The sequence below is a fragment of the Tabrizicola sp. genome, assembly GCF_016792905.1.
In the GTDB taxonomy this organism is placed as follows: domain Bacteria; phylum Pseudomonadota; class Alphaproteobacteria; order Rhodobacterales; family Rhodobacteraceae; genus Tabrizicola.
In genome coordinates, this window is the sequence record NZ_JAEULP010000065.1 from 88,854 (window position 1) to 105,627 (window position 16,774).

General features: G+C 63.0%; 18 protein-coding genes and 1 pseudogene. 3 read left to right on the forward strand and 16 right to left on the reverse strand.

The features are described from left to right. The first annotated feature begins 191 nt into the window (after window positions 1-191). Together mgtE and JNL31_RS13700 are read left to right on the forward strand one after the other, a co-directional pair. Complete coding sequence (gene mgtE, locus JNL31_RS13695; RefSeq protein ID WP_294974240.1) at window positions 192-1,538, forward strand: magnesium transporter; 1,347 nt, start codon at window positions 192-194, stop codon at window positions 1,536-1,538. Beyond that, window positions 1,535-2,089 (forward strand): 5-formyltetrahydrofolate cyclo-ligase, encoded by a 555-nt coding sequence (locus JNL31_RS13700; RefSeq protein ID WP_294974199.1) that lies wholly within the window; start codon window positions 1,535-1,537, stop codon window positions 2,087-2,089. The genes mgtE and JNL31_RS13700 overlap by 4 nt, the downstream gene beginning before the upstream one ends. A gap of 28 nt (window positions 2,090-2,117) precedes the next feature. On the opposite strand, the gene JNL31_RS13705 is transcribed toward JNL31_RS13700, so the two are convergent. The 13 genes from JNL31_RS13705 to JNL31_RS13765 all read right to left on the reverse strand — a co-directional run bounded on the left by JNL31_RS13705 (window position 2,118) and on the right by JNL31_RS13765 (window position 14,543). Next, window positions 2,118-3,446, reverse strand: a complete 1,329-nt coding sequence (locus tag JNL31_RS13705) for an ATPase (RefSeq protein ID WP_294974201.1) — start codon at window positions 3,444-3,446, stop codon at window positions 2,118-2,120. Window positions 3,447-3,509: 63 nt separating this feature from the next. Further along, entirely contained in the window at window positions 3,510-4,004 is a 495-nt protein-coding gene (locus JNL31_RS13710; RefSeq protein WP_294974204.1) for a prepilin peptidase, read from the reverse strand. Then, a complete protein-coding gene (locus JNL31_RS13715; protein ID WP_294974207.1) occupies window positions 4,004-4,861 on the reverse strand; it encodes a hypothetical protein in 858 nt (285 codons plus the stop codon). Before JNL31_RS13715 ends, JNL31_RS13710 begins: the two co-directional genes overlap by 1 nt. A 52-nt stretch (window positions 4,862-4,913) precedes the next feature. Next, window positions 4,914-5,435 (reverse strand): tetratricopeptide repeat protein, encoded by a 522-nt coding sequence (locus JNL31_RS13720; protein ID WP_294974210.1) that lies wholly within the window; start codon window positions 5,433-5,435, stop codon window positions 4,914-4,916. Between the two features lie 55 nt (window positions 5,436-5,490). After that, the gene (locus tag JNL31_RS13725; protein ID WP_294974212.1) at window positions 5,491-6,474 is read right to left on the reverse strand and encodes a type II secretion system F family protein; all 984 of its coding nucleotides are present in this window, start codon (window positions 6,472-6,474) and stop codon (window positions 5,491-5,493) included. A 7-nt stretch (window positions 6,475-6,481) separates the two neighbouring features. Beyond that, window positions 6,482-7,450 (reverse strand): type II secretion system F family protein, encoded by a 969-nt coding sequence (locus tag JNL31_RS13730; protein ID WP_294974214.1) that lies wholly within the window; start codon window positions 7,448-7,450, stop codon window positions 6,482-6,484. A gap of 5 nt (window positions 7,451-7,455) precedes the next feature. Continuing rightward, window positions 7,456-8,775 carry a CpaF family protein gene (locus JNL31_RS13735; RefSeq protein ID WP_294974216.1) on the reverse strand — a complete coding sequence of 440 codons (1,320 nt, stop codon included), beginning with the start codon at window positions 8,773-8,775 and terminating at the stop codon, window positions 7,456-7,458. A gap of 134 nt (window positions 8,776-8,909) precedes the next feature. After that, window positions 8,910-10,169, reverse strand: coding sequence for an AAA family ATPase (locus JNL31_RS13740; protein ID WP_294974219.1), 1,260 nt, complete (start codon window positions 10,167-10,169; stop codon window positions 8,910-8,912). Window positions 10,170-10,415: 246 nt separating this feature from the next. Beyond that, a complete protein-coding gene (locus JNL31_RS13745) occupies window positions 10,416-11,069 on the reverse strand; it encodes an OmpA family protein (protein ID WP_294974220.1) in 654 nt (217 codons plus the stop codon). 4 nt (window positions 11,070-11,073) lie between these two features. After that, a complete protein-coding gene (locus JNL31_RS13750) occupies window positions 11,074-12,471 on the reverse strand; it encodes a type II and III secretion system protein family protein (protein ID WP_294974223.1) in 1,398 nt (465 codons plus the stop codon). Window positions 12,472-12,680: 209 nt separating this feature from the next. After that, a complete protein-coding gene (cpaB, locus tag JNL31_RS13755; protein WP_294974226.1) occupies window positions 12,681-13,541 on the reverse strand; it encodes a Flp pilus assembly protein CpaB in 861 nt (286 codons plus the stop codon). A gap of 259 nt (window positions 13,542-13,800) precedes the next feature. After that, window positions 13,801-14,004, reverse strand: coding sequence for a hypothetical protein (locus tag JNL31_RS13760; RefSeq protein WP_294974228.1), 204 nt, complete (start codon window positions 14,002-14,004; stop codon window positions 13,801-13,803). Between the two features lie 338 nt (window positions 14,005-14,342). Continuing rightward, complete coding sequence (locus tag JNL31_RS13765) at window positions 14,343-14,543, reverse strand: hypothetical protein (RefSeq protein ID WP_294974231.1); 201 nt, start codon at window positions 14,541-14,543, stop codon at window positions 14,343-14,345. A 347-nt stretch (window positions 14,544-14,890) separates the two neighbouring features. Between JNL31_RS13765 and JNL31_RS13770 the strand changes: the two genes are divergently transcribed. After that, window positions 14,891-15,742: a lytic transglycosylase domain-containing protein gene (locus JNL31_RS13770; protein WP_294974233.1), complete on the forward strand. Its 852-nt coding sequence runs from the start codon at window positions 14,891-14,893 to the stop codon at window positions 15,740-15,742. Window positions 15,743-15,745: 3 nt separating this feature from the next. On the opposite strand, the gene JNL31_RS13775 is transcribed toward JNL31_RS13770, so the two are convergent. The 3 genes and pseudogenes from JNL31_RS13775 to JNL31_RS13785 form a co-directional block, all read right to left on the reverse strand. Next, window positions 15,746-16,033, reverse strand: coding sequence for a GNAT family N-acetyltransferase (locus tag JNL31_RS13775; RefSeq protein WP_294974236.1), 288 nt, complete (start codon window positions 16,031-16,033; stop codon window positions 15,746-15,748). Next, window positions 16,026-16,670 carry a 3-oxoacid CoA-transferase subunit B gene (locus tag JNL31_RS13780; RefSeq protein ID WP_294974238.1) on the reverse strand — a complete coding sequence of 215 codons (645 nt, stop codon included), beginning with the start codon at window positions 16,668-16,670 and terminating at the stop codon, window positions 16,026-16,028. The genes JNL31_RS13775 and JNL31_RS13780 overlap by 8 nt, the downstream gene beginning before the upstream one ends. Then, window positions 16,670-16,774: pseudogene (locus JNL31_RS13785) on the reverse strand (succinyl-CoA--3-ketoacid-CoA transferase); the annotation flags it as partial. The pseudogene JNL31_RS13785 and the gene JNL31_RS13780, both read right to left, overlap by 1 nt.

A 16,774-nucleotide genomic window follows, 5' to 3' on the forward strand; every position in this document is an offset into this window, starting at 1 on the left:
CCGCGCAGGGTAGAGCCTTTCCGGGTTTGGGTAAATTTCCCTCACACGATCATGTCTTGAAACTGTTTCGCAAAAGGGCGAAGGCGAAGCGGCGGGGGATCGGCTTTGCCGTGCCCGGAAAAGCGGCCTAAGGTCGGCGAAAAGCGGGGGGTCGCATGGCGGAAACGACGGTCAGGACGACGCCGGACGCGATGGATGCGGCGAAGCTGGAAGCGACCCTGGATGCAGCGCTGGACGCCGCCCGCGCCGGGGACAGTGCGCGGGTCGAGGCGCTGCTTGATCCGGTCCACCCCGCCGACGTGGCCGACCTTCTGGAGCAGGTCAGCGAGACCGACCGGGAGGCGCTTCTGGCGATGGGCTCGGCGGTCATCGACGGCGAGGTGCTGTCGGAGATTTCGGATGCGATCCGCGAGGAGGTGCTGGACGCGCTGTCCGACGACGTCGTGGCGGACGCGCTGCGCGAGCTCGACTCGGACGACCTTGTCGACATCGTCGAGGATCTGGAGGCCAAGGACCAGGGCCGCCTTCTGGGCGCGATGGACGCCGCCGACCGGATGGCGGTGGAACAGGCGCTGGCCTGGCCGGAGCATTCCGCCGGGCGTCTGATGCAGCGCGAGACCGTGGTGGCGCCGGAACATTGGACCGTTGGCGAAGCGATTGATTTCCTGCGGAAAGCCGACCATCTGCCGGACCAGTTCTATCATGTGATCCTGGTCGATCCGCGGATGCAGCCGGTGGGCTATGTGACGCTGGGCCGGGTGCTTTCGGCGGCGCGGGCGGTGCGGCTGAAAGACATCACCGAGGACAGTTTCCGTACCGTTGCCGCCACGGACGAGGAGGCGGATGTTGCCTATATCTTCAACCAGTATCACCTGATTTCCTGCCCCGTCGTCGATGGCTCGGGCCGTCTCGTGGGGGTGATCACCATCGACGACGCGATGATCGTGCTGGACGAGGAGCATGAGGAGGACATGCTGCTCTTGGCCGGGGTGGGCGAGGAGGCGAGCGTCAGCGACGGGCCCTTGGAGACGGTGAAGCAGCGCCTGCCCTGGCTGGTGGTGAACCTGTTCACGGCGTCCTTGTCGGCGCTGGTGATCAGCCAGTTCCAGAACACGATCGCGACGCTGGTGGCCTTGGCGGCGCTGATGCCGATTGTCGCCTCGACCGGGGGGATCGCGGGGACGCAGTCGCTGGCGGTGGCGGTCAGGGCGCTGGCGACGCGCGACCTGACGCGGGCCAATGCGGGGCGGGTGGTGCGGCGCGAGCTGCTGGCGGGGCTGATGAACGGGGTGGGGCTGGCGCTGATCCTGGGGGCAGCGGGGGTGCTGATCTTCGGCGACTGGCATCTGGGCGCGGTGCTGGCGCTGGCGATGATGGTCAACCAGGTGGTGGCGGCGCTGGGGGGCGTGCTGGTGCCCTTGACGCTGGAGCGGATGGGGCTGGACCCGGCTTTGGCTTCGGGGACGTTTGTGACCACGTTGACGGATGTGATGGGGTTCTTTGCCTTTCTGGGGCTGGCGACGGTGATGCTGACATGACGACCGCAGTGGATTTCAAGGCGGCGGCGCGGGCAGCGGCTTTCGCGCGGCGGGCCGAGGCCTTTGCCGGGGGGCAGGGGCAGGCGGCGGAGATCCTGGCGGATTACCTGGCGCCGCATCGGGGCCGCGTGCTGTCGGGCTACATGCCGATGCGGTCGGAGATCGACCCCTTGCCCGCGATGGCGGCGCATCAGGGGCCGGTGGGGGTGCCGGTGATCCTGGCAAGGGACACGCCGCTGAAGTTCCGGGAATGGTCGCCGGGCTGTCGGCTGGTCCAAGGTGCGTTCAGGGCGATGATCCCGGAGGAGGGGGCCTGGGTCGAGCCGGAGGTGATGATCGTGCCGCTACTGGCCTTCGACGCGCGGGGCTATCGGCTGGGCTATGGCGGGGGGTTTTACGACCGGACGCTGGAGTGGCTGCGGGCGCGGGGGCCGGTGCTGGCGGTGGGGTTTGCATTTGCGGCGCAGGAGGTGGAAGCGGTTCCGGTGGACGGGTTCGATCAGCGGCTGGATGCGGTGGTGACGGAAAGGGGCGTCACGGTTTTCGCGTGACGCCCCTGCTGTCGTGGCAGCGACAGGATCAGTGCGCGATGTCTTCCTGGCGGACGAACATGTTGCCCCAGGCGCGGTCGATCAATTCCGGCGTCATCTGGTAGGGGATGTTCTCGAATTCGCAGACCGCGATCATCTGGTCGATCAGGAAGACCGGCTGGTAGTTCGCGTAGTTGTTGGCGATGGTCGGGAACTTGACCTTCATCAGGTGCATCAGCGCGGTTTCGTCGAGCGGCATCTTCTTCTTGCGGGCGACCATGGCGAAGATCTTCAGGAAGTTCTCCTGAGACGGGCCGTCGATCTTGATCTTGAAGAAGATCCGGCGGAGCGCGGCACCGTCGAAGATCTGGTTCGGGTGGAAGTTGGTGGAGAAGATCACCAGCGTGTCGAAGGGCACGGTGAATTTCTCGCCCGATTGCAGGGCCAGGATGTCGCGGGATTCCTCCAAGGGCACGATCCAGCGGTTGACGATCTTCTGCGGCGGTTCCTGCTGGCGGCCAAGGTCGTCGATGATGAAGATGCCGCCGGTGGCCTTCAGCTGCAGGGGCGCCTGGTAGGTGCGGGCGGTGGGGTTGTAGTTCAGGTCGAGCATGTCGAGGCTGAGTTCGCCGCCGGTGATGACGCTGGGGCGTTCGCAGTAGACGTAGCGGTTGTCGAAGCGGTTCGAGGTGCGGCGCAGCGAGTTCGGGTCGTCGACGGCGGCCTCGGCGGCGGAGTGGACGATGGGGTCGTAGACCGAGATGATCTGGCCGGAATATTCGATGGCGCGGGGAACGTAGACCTTGTCGCCAAGCGCGGCGCGGATGCCGTGCGAAATGGACGACTTACCGTTGCCGGGCGGGCCGTAAAGGAGGATCGAGCGGCCCGAGGTGACGGCGGGGCCGAGGTTGTCGATCAGGTCGGGCGGCAGGATCAGGTGGCCCATGCCGGACATGAGCTGTTCGCGGTTGAGGCGGATGTCGCGGACCGACTGGCGCTTGATCTGGACCTGGTACTGGTCCAGCGGCACCGGCATCGCGCCGTAGTATTCCGACTGCGACAGCGAATCGAGCGCGCGGGCCTTGCCGGCATCCGTCAGCTCGTACCCCATCTCGTTGCCGGCATTCGCGTGCATCGTGCCGGTCGCGGTGACAAGCTTCTGCGTGCGGCAGAGGTCCATCAGTTCCTGGGTCAGCGGGACCGGCAGGCTGATTGCCCTGGACAGAATCGAGACCTGGTCCTGGTTGGTGCGGAACATGGTCTTGAGAAAGATGTCCCGCATCATGATCGTCGACAGCCCGGTATCGGCGAGCGATCGGGGCGACGGGGGCGGTTGGACTCCGGACACGGGGGCGGAAACCGGGGCTTCAGCGTTCATTCGACAAGCTCCGTGGACAATCGTAGCGCAGTGCTGCGATTTGAGTCGTAAACGTAACTTGTGTCAGCCCTGTGGCCATATGGCGGCAAGAAGGTAGAAGACCACGATGACCGAGAGTGCCATGCCGAAGGGGAAGTAGCGGCGGCGGGTCCAGCTTTCCCAGTCCGGCGTCGCATTCCGGACGACGGGCAGGCTGCGCAGGACGCGGTGCAGGATCAGCGAGCCGACCATGCTGACGAAGATGATGAGGAGAATCTCGCCGATATTGCCGCCGACGAAGATACCGGCCATGGCGGCCGCGAACTTTGCGTCGCCAGCGCCGAACGTGCCGGTCAGGTACAGGAGGAATCCGGCGGCGAAGACGATGACCATCAGGGCAAAGCCCCAGAACCAGGCAGTCAACGGCACCAGATACCAGCCGAGGAGCGGCCAGACCGCCGCCATGGCGATCACGGCGTTGTTGGGGATCTTCATCCGCTTCAGGTCGGACAGCGCCGCCCATATCGCTATGGGCAGCACCGGCACCAGAAGGATCATCGCATCGGTCGGTTCGAGCATCACATCTTCACGTTGGCATCGAGCGCTTCCAGGCTGCGCGCGGCGGCTTCGAAATATTGCGGATGAGTTTCGACCGCCTCGTTCAGGAGACCCTTGCCGACGGTGACGTCACCCTGCTTGATGGCGGCGAGCGCCATGGAATACAGAAGCTCGGCGCGTTCGGTCTGGGTCATCTTGACGACCGGAAGTTCGTATTTACGCTGAGCGGCGCGGGCGAGCACCAGGTTGTTCTTTGCGGTAAAAAGCTGCGGATCGTAGGTCAGCGCCTCGACGAATAGCTTTTCGGCGCCCTGCGTGTCACCCCGCGTCAGCTTCGAGAAACCCCAGTTGTTCAGGACACCCGCCGGGGTGGTGGTCAGCCCGGCTGCGGTTTCGTAGAAGCTGTCGGCTTTCTTCCAGTTCTTGTCCGAATCCGCGATCATCGCTTCGAGACGGTAGCGGTCGAAGCTTTCGTGGGTCGGCGGGATCTGGTTCAGCTCGGCCTTCGCCTCGGCCCACTGGTTCGACCGGATCAGCGCATCGGCCAGCATCACGCGATCTTCGGGCGTGGCTTCGGGATGGGCCACGACCTGCCGCCAGACCTGGGCGGATTCGGTGGTCTTCTGCGCCCGGATCAGCGACCGCGCCAGTCCGCGCATCACGTCGATGCGGTTGGGGTTCTGTTCCAGGGTGCGGGTGAAGTACTCGACCGCCTCATTCGGGTCGGCGACCGAGAGCATCACGTCGTTGAGGTTGGATTCGTCGATGACGTTGACGTCCTTGAGGGCCCTTTGCACCTGTGCGTCAGAATTGTCCTGACAGGCGGACAAGAACACTGCGCCGCCAAGGCACAGCATGATGGAAACCGGATGGCGCATCTTCAGCGTCCTTTTTGTTGACTGCCCGTAACTTCACCGAGCGCGTTGCCGTCTAGAGATCGGAGAGAAGGACGAACTTACCCTTTTCCTGCCGGACGAGACGGAACCCGCCTTTTTCTTCTTCTTGGGTCGGATCATACACACTCGCCTCGCTTCGTGCGATAGCGAGCATCAGATTTTCGCGGATCGAGTCCGTTTCGCCACTATCCAGCGCGAAGGCCTTCTGGAACATGACGCGCGCCTCGCCGTAATTGTCCTGCTCCATCAGGACGACGCCGAGGTTGTTGAGCGCGGGCACGAAGTTCGGGTCGAGCTCCAAAGCGCGGCGGAGGATTTTTTCGGCTTGGCCAAGCCGTCCAAGCGCGAGGTTGGCGGAACCGATGGAGGAGAGCACATCGGCGTTGATCCCCACTTCTCCGGCGCCGCGCAGATAGGCCTTGAGCGCCAGTTCAGGCTCGCCCGCGGCCATCAGCCGGTGGCCGACGGTCATGCCATCCACGCCCTGACCATGGCTGTCGGCGCCATATGGACTGTTCCGGGAAACACCAGTGGCCGGCGTACAGCCGGCCAGCATGGCAACGCAGACAGTCAACATCGCCGTTTGGCGCAAGTTACATCCTGTTCGAGCGTCAGAGGCCGCTTGCGAGCTGGCCCAGCATTGTCACCATCCCGTAGATGGACGGCCCGATGAGAATGACCAGAAGCGGCGGAACTGTAAACAGCATAGTGCCGAGGGTGAGTTTCGTCGGCAGCATGTTGGCCTTTTCCTCGGCCCGCATGATGCGCTTGTCGCGCATGTCGGCGGAATAGACCCGCAGTGCGTCGGCGATCGAGGTACCGAAGGTCGCGGACTGGATGATGGTGGTGACGAAAGAGGCGACATCGGGGACGCCGACCCGTTCGGCCATGTCCTTCAGGACGGAGATACGCTCTTTCCCGGCCTTGACCTCTTGCGCGACCATGTCGAATTCGTCGGCAAGCGCGGGATAGCCGACGCGGCTTTCCTTGCCGACGCGGATGATCGACTGGTCGAGCGATTGCCCGGCCTCGACGCAGACGAGCATGAGGTCGAGGGCATCGGGGAAGCCCTGGATGATCTCGGTCTGGCGCTGCTTGACACGCTTGTTCACCCAGTAGCGCGGCAGATAGTAGCCGATGGCACAGGGCAGGAGGCTATGCAGCAGGAGGTCGGACATGGTCATTTCCTGGGAGAAGGACTTGACCAGCGCCAGGATCAACCCGCCGATGAGGAACAGGATGGCGAGCAGGAACTGGATCGCGTGAAACAGCCGCACCGAGTTCTTGCCGGTATAGCCCGCGCGCAGCAGGTGCAGCTTGGCGGCGGAAAGCTCTTCCTTCTTCTGCGGTTCAAGGAAGTGGGCGAACTTTTCAAGCTTGTCCACCCGTTCGGTCTTGCGCAGCGCGCGCTTCTTTTCGGCCCCGGCCCGGGGCACCTGGTCCTTCAGCTCGCGAAAACGGTCGCGCTGGCGCTTCATCACCACCGGCAGGGCCAGGAGGATCAGGAGCATGCCCAGAAGGCCGACGCCCAGAAGTGGCGCCATGGGGCCGAAACGGTCGGTCAGCCCGGTGAGGAAGTCGGAAAAGAAGCTCATGGTCGACCTACACTTTGATGTTGGTCATCACCTTCATGTAGATGATGTTGATGATCAGGAAGACGACAACGAACAGCGCCGCCGGGACATAGGCCGAGGTCGTCTTCACCTCGTCGTAGTAGTCGGGCTGGACCACGTTGATCATGACCAGCGCGGCGATGGGGAAGCCCGAGAGGAACATGCCGGACCATTTCGCCTCGGCCGTGATGGCGCGGACGCGCCGGAACAGCTTGAAGCGGGCGCGGACCACTTTCGACAGGCCTTCCAGGATTTCGGCCAGGTTGCCGCCGGACTGCTGCTGGATCGAGACGGCGACGGCGAGGAAGCGAAGGTCCTGGCTGTCCATCCGTTCGGCGAAGGCCTTGAGCGATTCCGACACGTCGCGGCCATAGGCGGCCTCGTCGGAGATCACGCCGAATTCGGAGCCCAGCGGATCGGGGATCTCTTTTGCGACGATCCCGATGGCGGTGGAGAACGGGTGGCCGACCCGCAGGGAGCGGACCATCAGTTCGATGGAGTCGGGGAGCTGTTCCTCGAGAAGGGTCATCCGCTTCTTTGCAGTGCGGTTCACCCAGACGAAGACCCCGCCGACGCCCATGGCGATGCCAAGCACCACGCGCAGGCCGAAGGCGGCAGCGGTGAAGGTCGAGAGCATCAGGAAGGCGAAGACGGACAGGAGCGCCATGATCCCGATCAGGGCCTGCGGAGAGAAGGCGATATTCGCCCGCTGCGCCTTCTTGGCCAGCATGGAATAGAGCGGGATGTTCTTGGCGTTCAGATGCTGGTTCATCTCCTTCCGGAGTTGTTCCAGGACCAGTTCGCGGTTCGCGTTCTTTTCCAGAAGCGTGAGGCGGCGGCTGACCTTGCTGTTCAGGCTGATCGATTTACCGAAGACGATCAGATAGATACCGTTGACGATCACGACGACCGCAACGAAGATCATGAGGTAGATGAGTGGGGCGGTACTGATCTGCATGGCGTTCAGACAATCGGTTCGTAGATCGAGGCCGGCAGGTCGAAGCCCCACTGGCGGAAGCGGTCGGAATAGGCAGAGCGGATGCCAGTCGCGTTGAAGCGGCCAATGATCTTGCCCGAAGGTTCGACCCCCAGTCGCTCGAAGCGGAAGACTTCCTGCATCGAGATGACATCGCCTTCCATCCCGGTGATCTCTGTCACCGAAGTCATGCGACGGGTGCCGTCCTGCAGTCGGCTTGCCTGGACGATCAGGTTGACGGCGCTGGCGATCTGGCTGCGCATGGCTTTCAGGGGCATCTCGATGCCGGACATGGCCACCATGTTTTCCAGACGACTGACGGCGTCACGCGGGTTGTTGGCGTGGATCGTGGTCATCGAGCCGTCGTGGCCAGTGTTCATGGCCTGCAGCATGTCGATGACTTCCTCGCCCCGGGTTTCCCCCACGATGATGCGGTCGGGTCGCATACGAAGGGCGTTGCGCAAGCAGTCGCGCTGGGTGACGGCACCCTTGCCTTCGACGTTGGCCGGGCGGCTTTCCATCCGGCCGACATGGACCTGCTGGAGCTGGAGTTCCGCGGTGTCCTCGATGGTCAGCACGCGTTCGTGGTTGTCGATGAAGGAGGACAGCGCGTTCAAGGTCGTCGTCTTACCGGAGCCGGTCCCGCCCGAGACGATGATGTTCAGGCGGCAGCTGACGGCGGCCTGCAGGTAGGCGGCCATTTCCTCGGTGAAGGCGCCGAAGCGGACGAGGTCCTCGATGCGGAGCTTGTCCTTCTTGAATTTCCGGATGGAAACCAGCGAGCCATCCACCGCGATCGGCGGGATCATGCAGTTGAAACGGCTGCCGTCGATCAGGCGGGCGTCGCAATAGGGGTTCGATTCATCGACGCGGCGGCCCACGGCGGAGACGATCTTGTCGATGATGCGCAGAAGATGGCGCTCGTCGCGGAAGGTGACGTCGGAAAGCTCCAGCTTGCCCGCGCGTTCGATGAAGATGCGCTTCGGCCCGTTGACGAGAATATCGTTGATCGTCTCGTCCTTCAGCAGCGGTTCCAGCGGACCAAGACCCATGACCTCGTCGTAAAGCTCTTGCGTCAGGGCAAGGCGGTCTTCCTTGTTCAGCGCGACGGACATGTCGTCGAGCGCCTCGGTGGCGAGCGCCGCGATTTCGCCGCGCAGGCTTTGCTCGGTCGCGGTTTCGATGGCCGAAAGGTTCAGGTCATCCAGAAGGCGCTTGTGGATCTCGACCTTGAGTTCGGTCAGCCGCTCCTTGCGCTTCTTTTCCTTGTCGGCGGCGACGGCTTCGGCGGCGGCGCGCTGCTGCACCGGCGCCTGGGCGGGTTGACGCGCGAAAGCGGCCTTGTCCGCCGGTGCGCCGGCCGGTGCTGCGCCACCCTGGCTGGGGCGTGCGTCGGGAGTGTCTTTCTTGAAGCGACTAAACACTGGTCATTCCCCCTGGTTCAGGCTCTGGCGGATTCAGCGGATTTGTTGAGATCGTACAATGATTTGGCAAGCTTCTGCAGTTCCTTGCGGAGCGGGTTCTTGGCCGCGCTCTCGGCGATGGGCAGGCCATGGTCGTTGGCCTGGGTCACCTGTTCGCCGCCATCGGGCAGCTGCACTTCGATGTCGATGTCGAGGCTTTCGGCCATGCGCTTCACGCGCGCCTTTGCCGAAAGGTCGGTGAACTTGGGCGCGCGGTTCAGGACATAGCGCACCTTGTCGTGCGGCAGCGCCTCGGCCTTGAGGGCGCGCACGAAGCGCAGGATGTTCTGTGCGGATCTCAGATCAAGCTCCAGCAACGCGAAGTAGACATGCGCCCGCGTCAGCACGGCCTCGGTCCAGGCCACGACGGTCGAAGGCATGTCGACGATGACGAAGTCGAAGTTGGCTTGTGCGGTGTCGAGGATGCGACCGATGTCCTCGGGCGTCAGCATTTCCAGCGGCAACATGTCGGCCGGGGCGGTCAAGACATGCAGCTTGTCGTTGAAGGTGAGCATCGACTTGATCAGCGAGTCGGCATCGACCGAAGCGGTGTCGGTGAGGATTTCGAGGACCGCTTCCTTGCGTGGCAGGTCAAGGTATGTCGCGATGGAGCCGAATTGCAGGTCGAAGTCGATGACGCAGACGCGCATGCCTTCGGCTTCCTGCGTCAGCGCCAGTTCCCAGGCCAGGTTCGCGGCGAAGGTGGTGGCGCCCACGCCGCCGGCCATGCCATGCACGGGCAGGATCACGCCGTTGCGGTCGCCCTTCGGCTTGAACACCGGGTTGAAGGCGCCGGTTTCCGGGTCATAGCCTTCGGGCATGACCGGCGCCGGTTTGCGCAGGCGTTCGATGGAGTCGTGCAACGCGCCTTCTGGCAGCGGGTAGGGCACGAAGTCATCGGCGCCGAGCTTGAGCATCTGGTGCAGGACGGAAGGGCTGACCTGGTTGGCGATCAGCAGGACCTTGATCCGCTTGGCCTTGGCCGCCTTGATCACGTCGTTCATCTTCGACAGCTCGCTCTCGTCCTCGCTGTCGACGGCGATGGCGACGAATTGCATGCCGGTGCTGTCGGGTTGCTTGAGGAAGACGAGGGCGTCTTCGAAATTCAGGTCGCCCCAGGCTTCGCCGAGTTCCTGCTCCATGTCGTCGATGAGCAGATCGAATCGCTGGACGTCACGCGAAATCGTGCAGGCGAGGATCGGTGCCGGATCGCTCTGTACAGTGGCTTTGCTCGTCATCTCGCGTCGCGTCCTTTCGGTACGGGGTCGTTATCTATTGGTATTCCAATGGGTTACTACTGCAATCCATGCATCGGCCTCACCCAAGGAAACCAGACCCCTGAACTCACCCTTAGGATCGGACCTTGGTCAAGAATGGTGGCGATAATTGGGCTAAAAATGCTTGATTCTGGGATTATCAAGAATCTGGAAACGAAGAGGCCGGGCGCTTGGCCCGGCCTCGGATTGTCGTGATCCAGGTAGAGGTCAGCCGCCTTCGGCACCTGCGGTCGCTGCCACGCCTTCGTGCGGGCGCACGGCGCTGTTGACATATTCGCGCCAGATGATCTCGGCGTACTTGCCGTTCAGGACCAGCGGATGCGACTTCACGAAGCCCGACACTTCGGTCACGGTGCGGCGGTTGCGGACTTCGGCCGCGTTGGTCGCGATGATCGGCCTGGTTTCGCCGTAGGACACGACCGCCTCCAGCCGCGAGCGGCTGATCCCGAGCGAGGTCAGGTAGGCGACCGCCGCCTGGGCACGACGCAGGCCGAGCCGCTGGTTGTAGCCGTTCGAGCCGACCTTGTCGGTGTGGCCGAAGACGCGGAAGCGGACTTCAGGGAACTGACGAATGAAGTCCGCCTGTTTTTTGAGGATCGACCGGGCCTCGTCCGACAGTTCCGAGCTGTTGAAGGCGAAGTTGATCGTGTCCGGAACCTCGGCCGAGAAGCGTTCGGCCAGCGCCACGGTGTAGGACATCTCACCCGTCTGGATGAGCGTGTTGTTCATCGTGGCGTTGCCGAACTGGCCCTTGTCGACTTCGGAGCCAAGCTCGCGGTCCCAGCTGACCGAGGATTCGCCGCAGGCGGTCAGTGCGAGGAGGGCAGAGGCTGCAAGCAGCTTGGGAAGCATGCGGGTCATCTCCTTACTCCATCACATAGCCGTAGGACGAGCTGAAGTCCTGCCGGGCCACTTCGGCTGCGGCACCCTTCTTCGGGCCGGTGGCCACGTCGCCGAACAGGAACAGCTCGCGTTCGGTCGGGATGCGGACGCGGTCGGTCGGCAGCGCCAGAGCCTCTCCTGCCACCGGAGTGACAAGATGCGGCGTGACGATCACGACCAGTTCCGATTGCGCACGCTGGTATTCCGAGCTGCGGAACAGCGCGCCCAGGATCGGGATGTCGCCCACCCAGGGAAGCTGCGCGTTCAGATCGCGGAAGTCGTCCTGGAGAAGACCCGCAATCGCGAAGCTTTCGCCATCACGCATTTCCACGGTGGTCGAGGTCTCGCGGCGCTTGAAGGCGCTGATCGTGAACTCGCCCGAGGTGAAGCCGTTTGACGGGTCGATGGAGGAGACGGCGGCGTCGATGGTCAGGTTGATGATGTCCTGATCGACGACCACGGGGGTGAAGTTCAGTTCGACACCGAAAGGCTTGAACTCGACCGTGACCGTATTGTTGTCCTGCGCGACGGGCACAGGATATTCGCCGCCTGCCAGGAACTTGGCCTGCTGCCCGGAGAGGGCCGTCAGGTTCGGTTCGGCGAGAGTGCGCACCATGCCCTTGGATTCGAGGGCTTCCAGGAGGACGTCGAACTCCAGCCCGCCGATCGACCCGCCAAGGCCGATGGCCCCGGTGACGTTCGAGCGGTAGGGCACGTTCTCACCGGCTGCGATCAGGGCGCCTGCCCCGAGCAACGTGCCGGTTTCCCCGCCGAACTGTCCGCCGTCGCCGAACTTCAGCGACGAGGAGAAGTTCTTCGACACGGTACGGTTCATTTCGGCGAAGCGAACCTTCAGCATCACCTGCTGCGTCCCGCCGACGACCATCAGGTTCGACACCCGATCCGGCGCATAGCGGTTGGCGAGGTCAAGTGCGCGGTCGAGCTTGGCGGTCGAGGAAACCTGGCCCGAAAGCACGATGCCGTCATTGGCGGTGCGAACCTCGATGTTCTCGCCCGGGAGGATCTGTTGCAGACGCTCCTTGAATTCGGCGATGTCGGGCGTGACATGCACGTCGACGTTCGAGATCAGTGTCCCATCTGGCGACAATAGCGTGAGCGTGGTGCGCCCCGGCGCCTTGCCCAGCACATAGATGGATTTGTCCGACAGGGTGGAGATATCCGCGATGCCGGGGTTCGCGATCGAAAGCTCGGCGAACGGAACGTCGCTTTCGACGACAACGGCCCGGTTCATCGGAACGTTGAGTGCTTCACTGGCCTGGCCCTGCATGACGCGCAGGACTTCGGCGGAGACCGGCGTCAGTGCCGTCGATGCGAGAATCGCACCAAGATAACCTGCTACCAGGAGTCGTTTCATGTTCATGTGATCTGCCCTTTCGACCACGCCTCGTTTGGGTCTTGAACGCCCTTATCGGAGGCAGAATGAACCAGCCCTGGTTTTTTTGCAAGAATCAATGCTTTGGGACGAATAGTTGATGTGGATAAACTGCAACACGTCGCAAAGGGTTGGAAAAATGAAAGGGCGCGGCCCCAGATAATGTGGCCGCGCCCTGTGGTTGAGTGAGCTAAGGGTCAGCTCTTGCAGGGGATCTCGACATCAGTGTCGACAAGCACCCCGCCGCTGCGCTGCTTGGCGTAGCACTTCTTGACTTCGGGCGCGACAACCTCGGGAACCACTTCCTCTTTCTGGATGCCCAGCATCGCATTGGTGTCGGTTTCCACTGTCCCATCAACGGTTTCGCTGGAGTCCCGCGCAAGAGACAGAGTCAATCGACCCGTCGACTGGGCTTGCGCAAGACGTGCCACCTGTTCGGGCGTGGCTGCGACCGTCACGGTTTTTGCAACAGTATCCGAGGCGACCTGCCCCTCGTTGAGCGCGTTGTCGACCGCGATGACCAGGATTGCGCTTTCGATCTGACGGGTCATGCCGCCCTCGACGCCGGCAACGTTGCCGGTCCACAGGATGTCGATGTAGTCATCCGGCTTGACGAAGTTGGAGACGCCGCTGTCCATGCCGATCTTGATCGCGAAGGCGCGCTTGCCCTTTTCCAGCTTCGAGGTGAGGCTGGCCAACTGCCCGGGCTCGGTCACGCGGCTGGCCAGAACGGGTTCGAAGGCTTCGGTCGAGCGCATGATGTAGCGCGGGCCATCGGCGTTTTCCGGGAAGAGGGTTGCCTTGTCCTTGTAGATCGTCTTGGGCAGGGCCTTTTCCGGCCAGTAGATCAGCTGGACATCGTCCTCGGCGAGCGCGTCACCGTATTTCTTGGGCTTGGCGAAGACATAGACCTCGACCAGCTTGCCGGCCTTGGCATTGAAGGCCTGTTCCTGCTGGAGAGCGCCTTCCAAGTCGGCCATGTAGCCCTGGATCATGTAGACGGCCATGCCTGCCAGCGCCATGCCGACAAGAAGGACCAACGCGAATATTGCTCTCATTTCAACCTCTGCTTGGTGGAGCTGCCCTCGGTCTCACCCTGGCGGCCCGGCGGTGCTTCTAGTGCTGCGTCGGCGGGCCATCAAGATGATGAGCGGTCGCTTGGCGGCGGGACAGGTTCCAATATCGCGACAATGGTGCCGGAATACGGCGAAAGTATAACGGATGTCGGGCATGGTGCGATTGTGATCGGGTGGCACCGGCAAGACGAAGGCCGCGCTTCTTGCGAAGCGCGGCCATGAAGGGTCTTGGGGATGCGTATCAGCAGGTGATCGTATCGTCGCTGAGCAGGCACTCCTGCGCGTCGCCCAGTTCGTTGCCGATGCCTTCGGCCAGGTTCGACACGGCCGGGCGGATGAAGTTGAAGACAAGGAGGCCGAGGCCCACGATCGCGGCGGTCAGAACCACCCAGTCAACGGTCACGGCGCCGGCTTCGTCTTTCAGGAAAGCGGAGAATTTGGTCATTTGTCTTGTCCCTTTCTGTGGTGTTCATGTGTCACTCAACCGGTTCGGGCGGGCCTAGCCCCATGCCGCCGTTCGGTATGCATCCATTTGGCCTTGCAATCATGGCAGGAATTTGTGCGCGGCGGGGTATTTCCGGGGTTGCGGGCGGTATTCTGGCCTTGCGCTGAAGGACTTCGGCCACGCGCAGAAGACGGTGCCAGCGTTGGCGGGATTCGCGCATGGCGGGAGACGCGGCGCGTGCACTATACCAAGGCGTGTTGGGCCAGGTTGAGCTTAGGGACAAAATGAAACTGGCCGCACTTTCGTGCGGCCAGTCCCGAAAGAGATCGCAGTGACGATCAGCAGCTGGTGCCGCCCGAGGTCATGCAGGTCTGAGCGTCGCCCAGTTCGTTGCCGATGCCTTCGGCCAGGTTCGAAACGGCCGGACGGACGAAGTTGAAGACGAGGAGGCCGAGGCCCACGATCGCGGCGGTCAGAACCACCCAGTCAACGGTCACGGCGCCAGCTTCGTCTTTCAGGAAAGCGGAGAACTTGGTCATTTGTCTTGTCCCTTTCTAAGGTGCTCACTTAACATTCAACCGCTCCGATCCAGGCTTCGTCTGCTGCCGTTGTCGTTCGGTATGGGTCTATAAAGCCCCCCAAACGTGGCAGCAGTTTGGACGACTTTCGAAGAATCTTGGTCCTTGTAGAAAATCTGCGTGATATTGGCCAAGCCACGGAAAACAAACGAAAGAAAAGTTAGCAATCTGTTCACGCCTGCATGGTAGGGCGTGGTTTTTCGGTCAATTCGGGCAGAAATGCCATGATTTGGCGGGAAAAGTTCTGGCCGGTTGCACGGGAACCTGCGATTCTTCGGGCAAAACGACAAGGCGAGCAGGCCAACGACATGCCGAAAACTTCATGGATCGCAGCGATTCTCTGCGTGGCTGCCCCGTTCGCGGCAGCTGCGGACGATTTCAGCTTCAAGCGCGTCAAGGTGGGTGACAGCCTGCCGGGCAAGCGGATCACCGTGCAGATCGACCCGGAAGAACAGGCGCGCTATCTGGCGGCCTTGCCAAAGATCGATCCGAACCCGGTGCACGAGCACGAGGAGCCGAAGGTCGCGGACGAGGCGACCGAGAAGCCCGGACCGGCGCCGGCCTCTTCCTATGCCTGGTACTGGGACAAGGTGCCTACCGGCCTGGGCGAGGCGTCGGACCGCTTCGATCTTGCGCTGGCATCACTGTCCGATGGTCCCAATGGCGCGGCAGTCGGGGCGCCGCGCTTGCAGCACATGCAGGAGGTCGCCGATGAATACGGCAAGGATATCCTGCGCGCGACGCTGGACACGCGCGTCTCTCCGGCGCTGGTTCTGGCGGTGATCGGAATCGAAAGCGCAGGCCAGTCGGACGCCGTAAGTTCGGCGGGGGCGGTAGGGTTGATGCAGCTGATCCCGGCCACGGCCGAACGCTTCGGGGTGAAGGATTCCACCGACCCTGTCGAGAACATCAGGGGCGGGGTCGCTTACCTGGACTGGCTGCTGAAGGAATTCGACAACGATCCCGTCATGGTGCTGGCAGCCTATAACGCGGGTGAGGGCGCGGTGCGCGACAACGGCGGCGTGCCGCCCTATGCCGAGACGCGGGACTATGTGCCGAAAGTCCTGGCCGCCTGGCAGGTGGCACAGGGGCTTTGCGTCAGCCAGCCCCTGCTGGTGACGGACCCCTGCATCTTCCGTACCGACATTGCGGGGCTTTGAGCCCTAGACGAAGGCGTCGGCCCAGTCGGGGTGCTTGTGCGCCTGCGCCTTCACGAAGGGGCAAAGGGGGACGATCCTGAAGCCGTCCTTGCGGGCGGCATCAACCATCGCTTGCACCAGCGCAAGTCCCGCTCCGGTGCCGCGGAAGCTGTCGGGGACGCCGGTGTGGTCAGCGATGAAAAGCGTGGGCGTCGTGACCGAATAGGTAAGTTCCGCCTCTTCCCCGTCGCGGCGGATCACGAAGCGGCCCCGGGCCGCCTCGTGTTCGCGGGTGACGACGTGGTCAGCCAACGATCGTCGCCTCGGTCGCGTCACGCAATTCGGCTTCGGTCACGCCGGGCGCAAGTTCGACGATATGCAAACCCTTCTTGCCGACATCGAGCACGCCGAGGTTGGTGATGATCCGGTCGACCACGCCCTTGCCGGTCAGCGGCAGGGAGCACTGGTGCAGGACCTTCGACTCGCCGTGCTTCGAGGTGTGGTCCATCACGACGACCACCCGGCCAACGCCCGCCACCAGGTCCATTGCACCACCCATGCCCTTGACGAGCTTGCCGGGGATCATCCAGTTCGCGAGGTCGCCGTTTTCCGCCACCTCCATCGCGCCGAGGATCGCCATCGCGATCTTGCCGCCACGGATCATCGCGAAGCTGGTGGCAGAATCGAAATAGGCGGTCTGCGGCAGTTCGGTGATCGTCTGCTTGCCCGCGTTGATCAGGTCGGCGTCTTCCTCGCCCTCATAGGGGAAGGGACCCATGCCGAGCATCCCGTTTTCGGATTGCAAGGTCACGCTGACACCCTTGGGGATGTAGTTCGACACCAGCGTTGGGATGCCGATACCGAGGTTGACATAAGTGCCGTCGCGAAGCTCTTGCGCGGCCCGGGCGGCCATGCCGTTGCGGTCCCAGCCTTTGGTTTCCTCGGCCATCATGCATTCTCCCGCTTGCGCACGGTGCGCTGTTCGATCCGTTTCTCGTGCTTGCCGGTGACGATGCGACTGACGTAGATGCCCGGCAGGTGAATCGTGTCGGG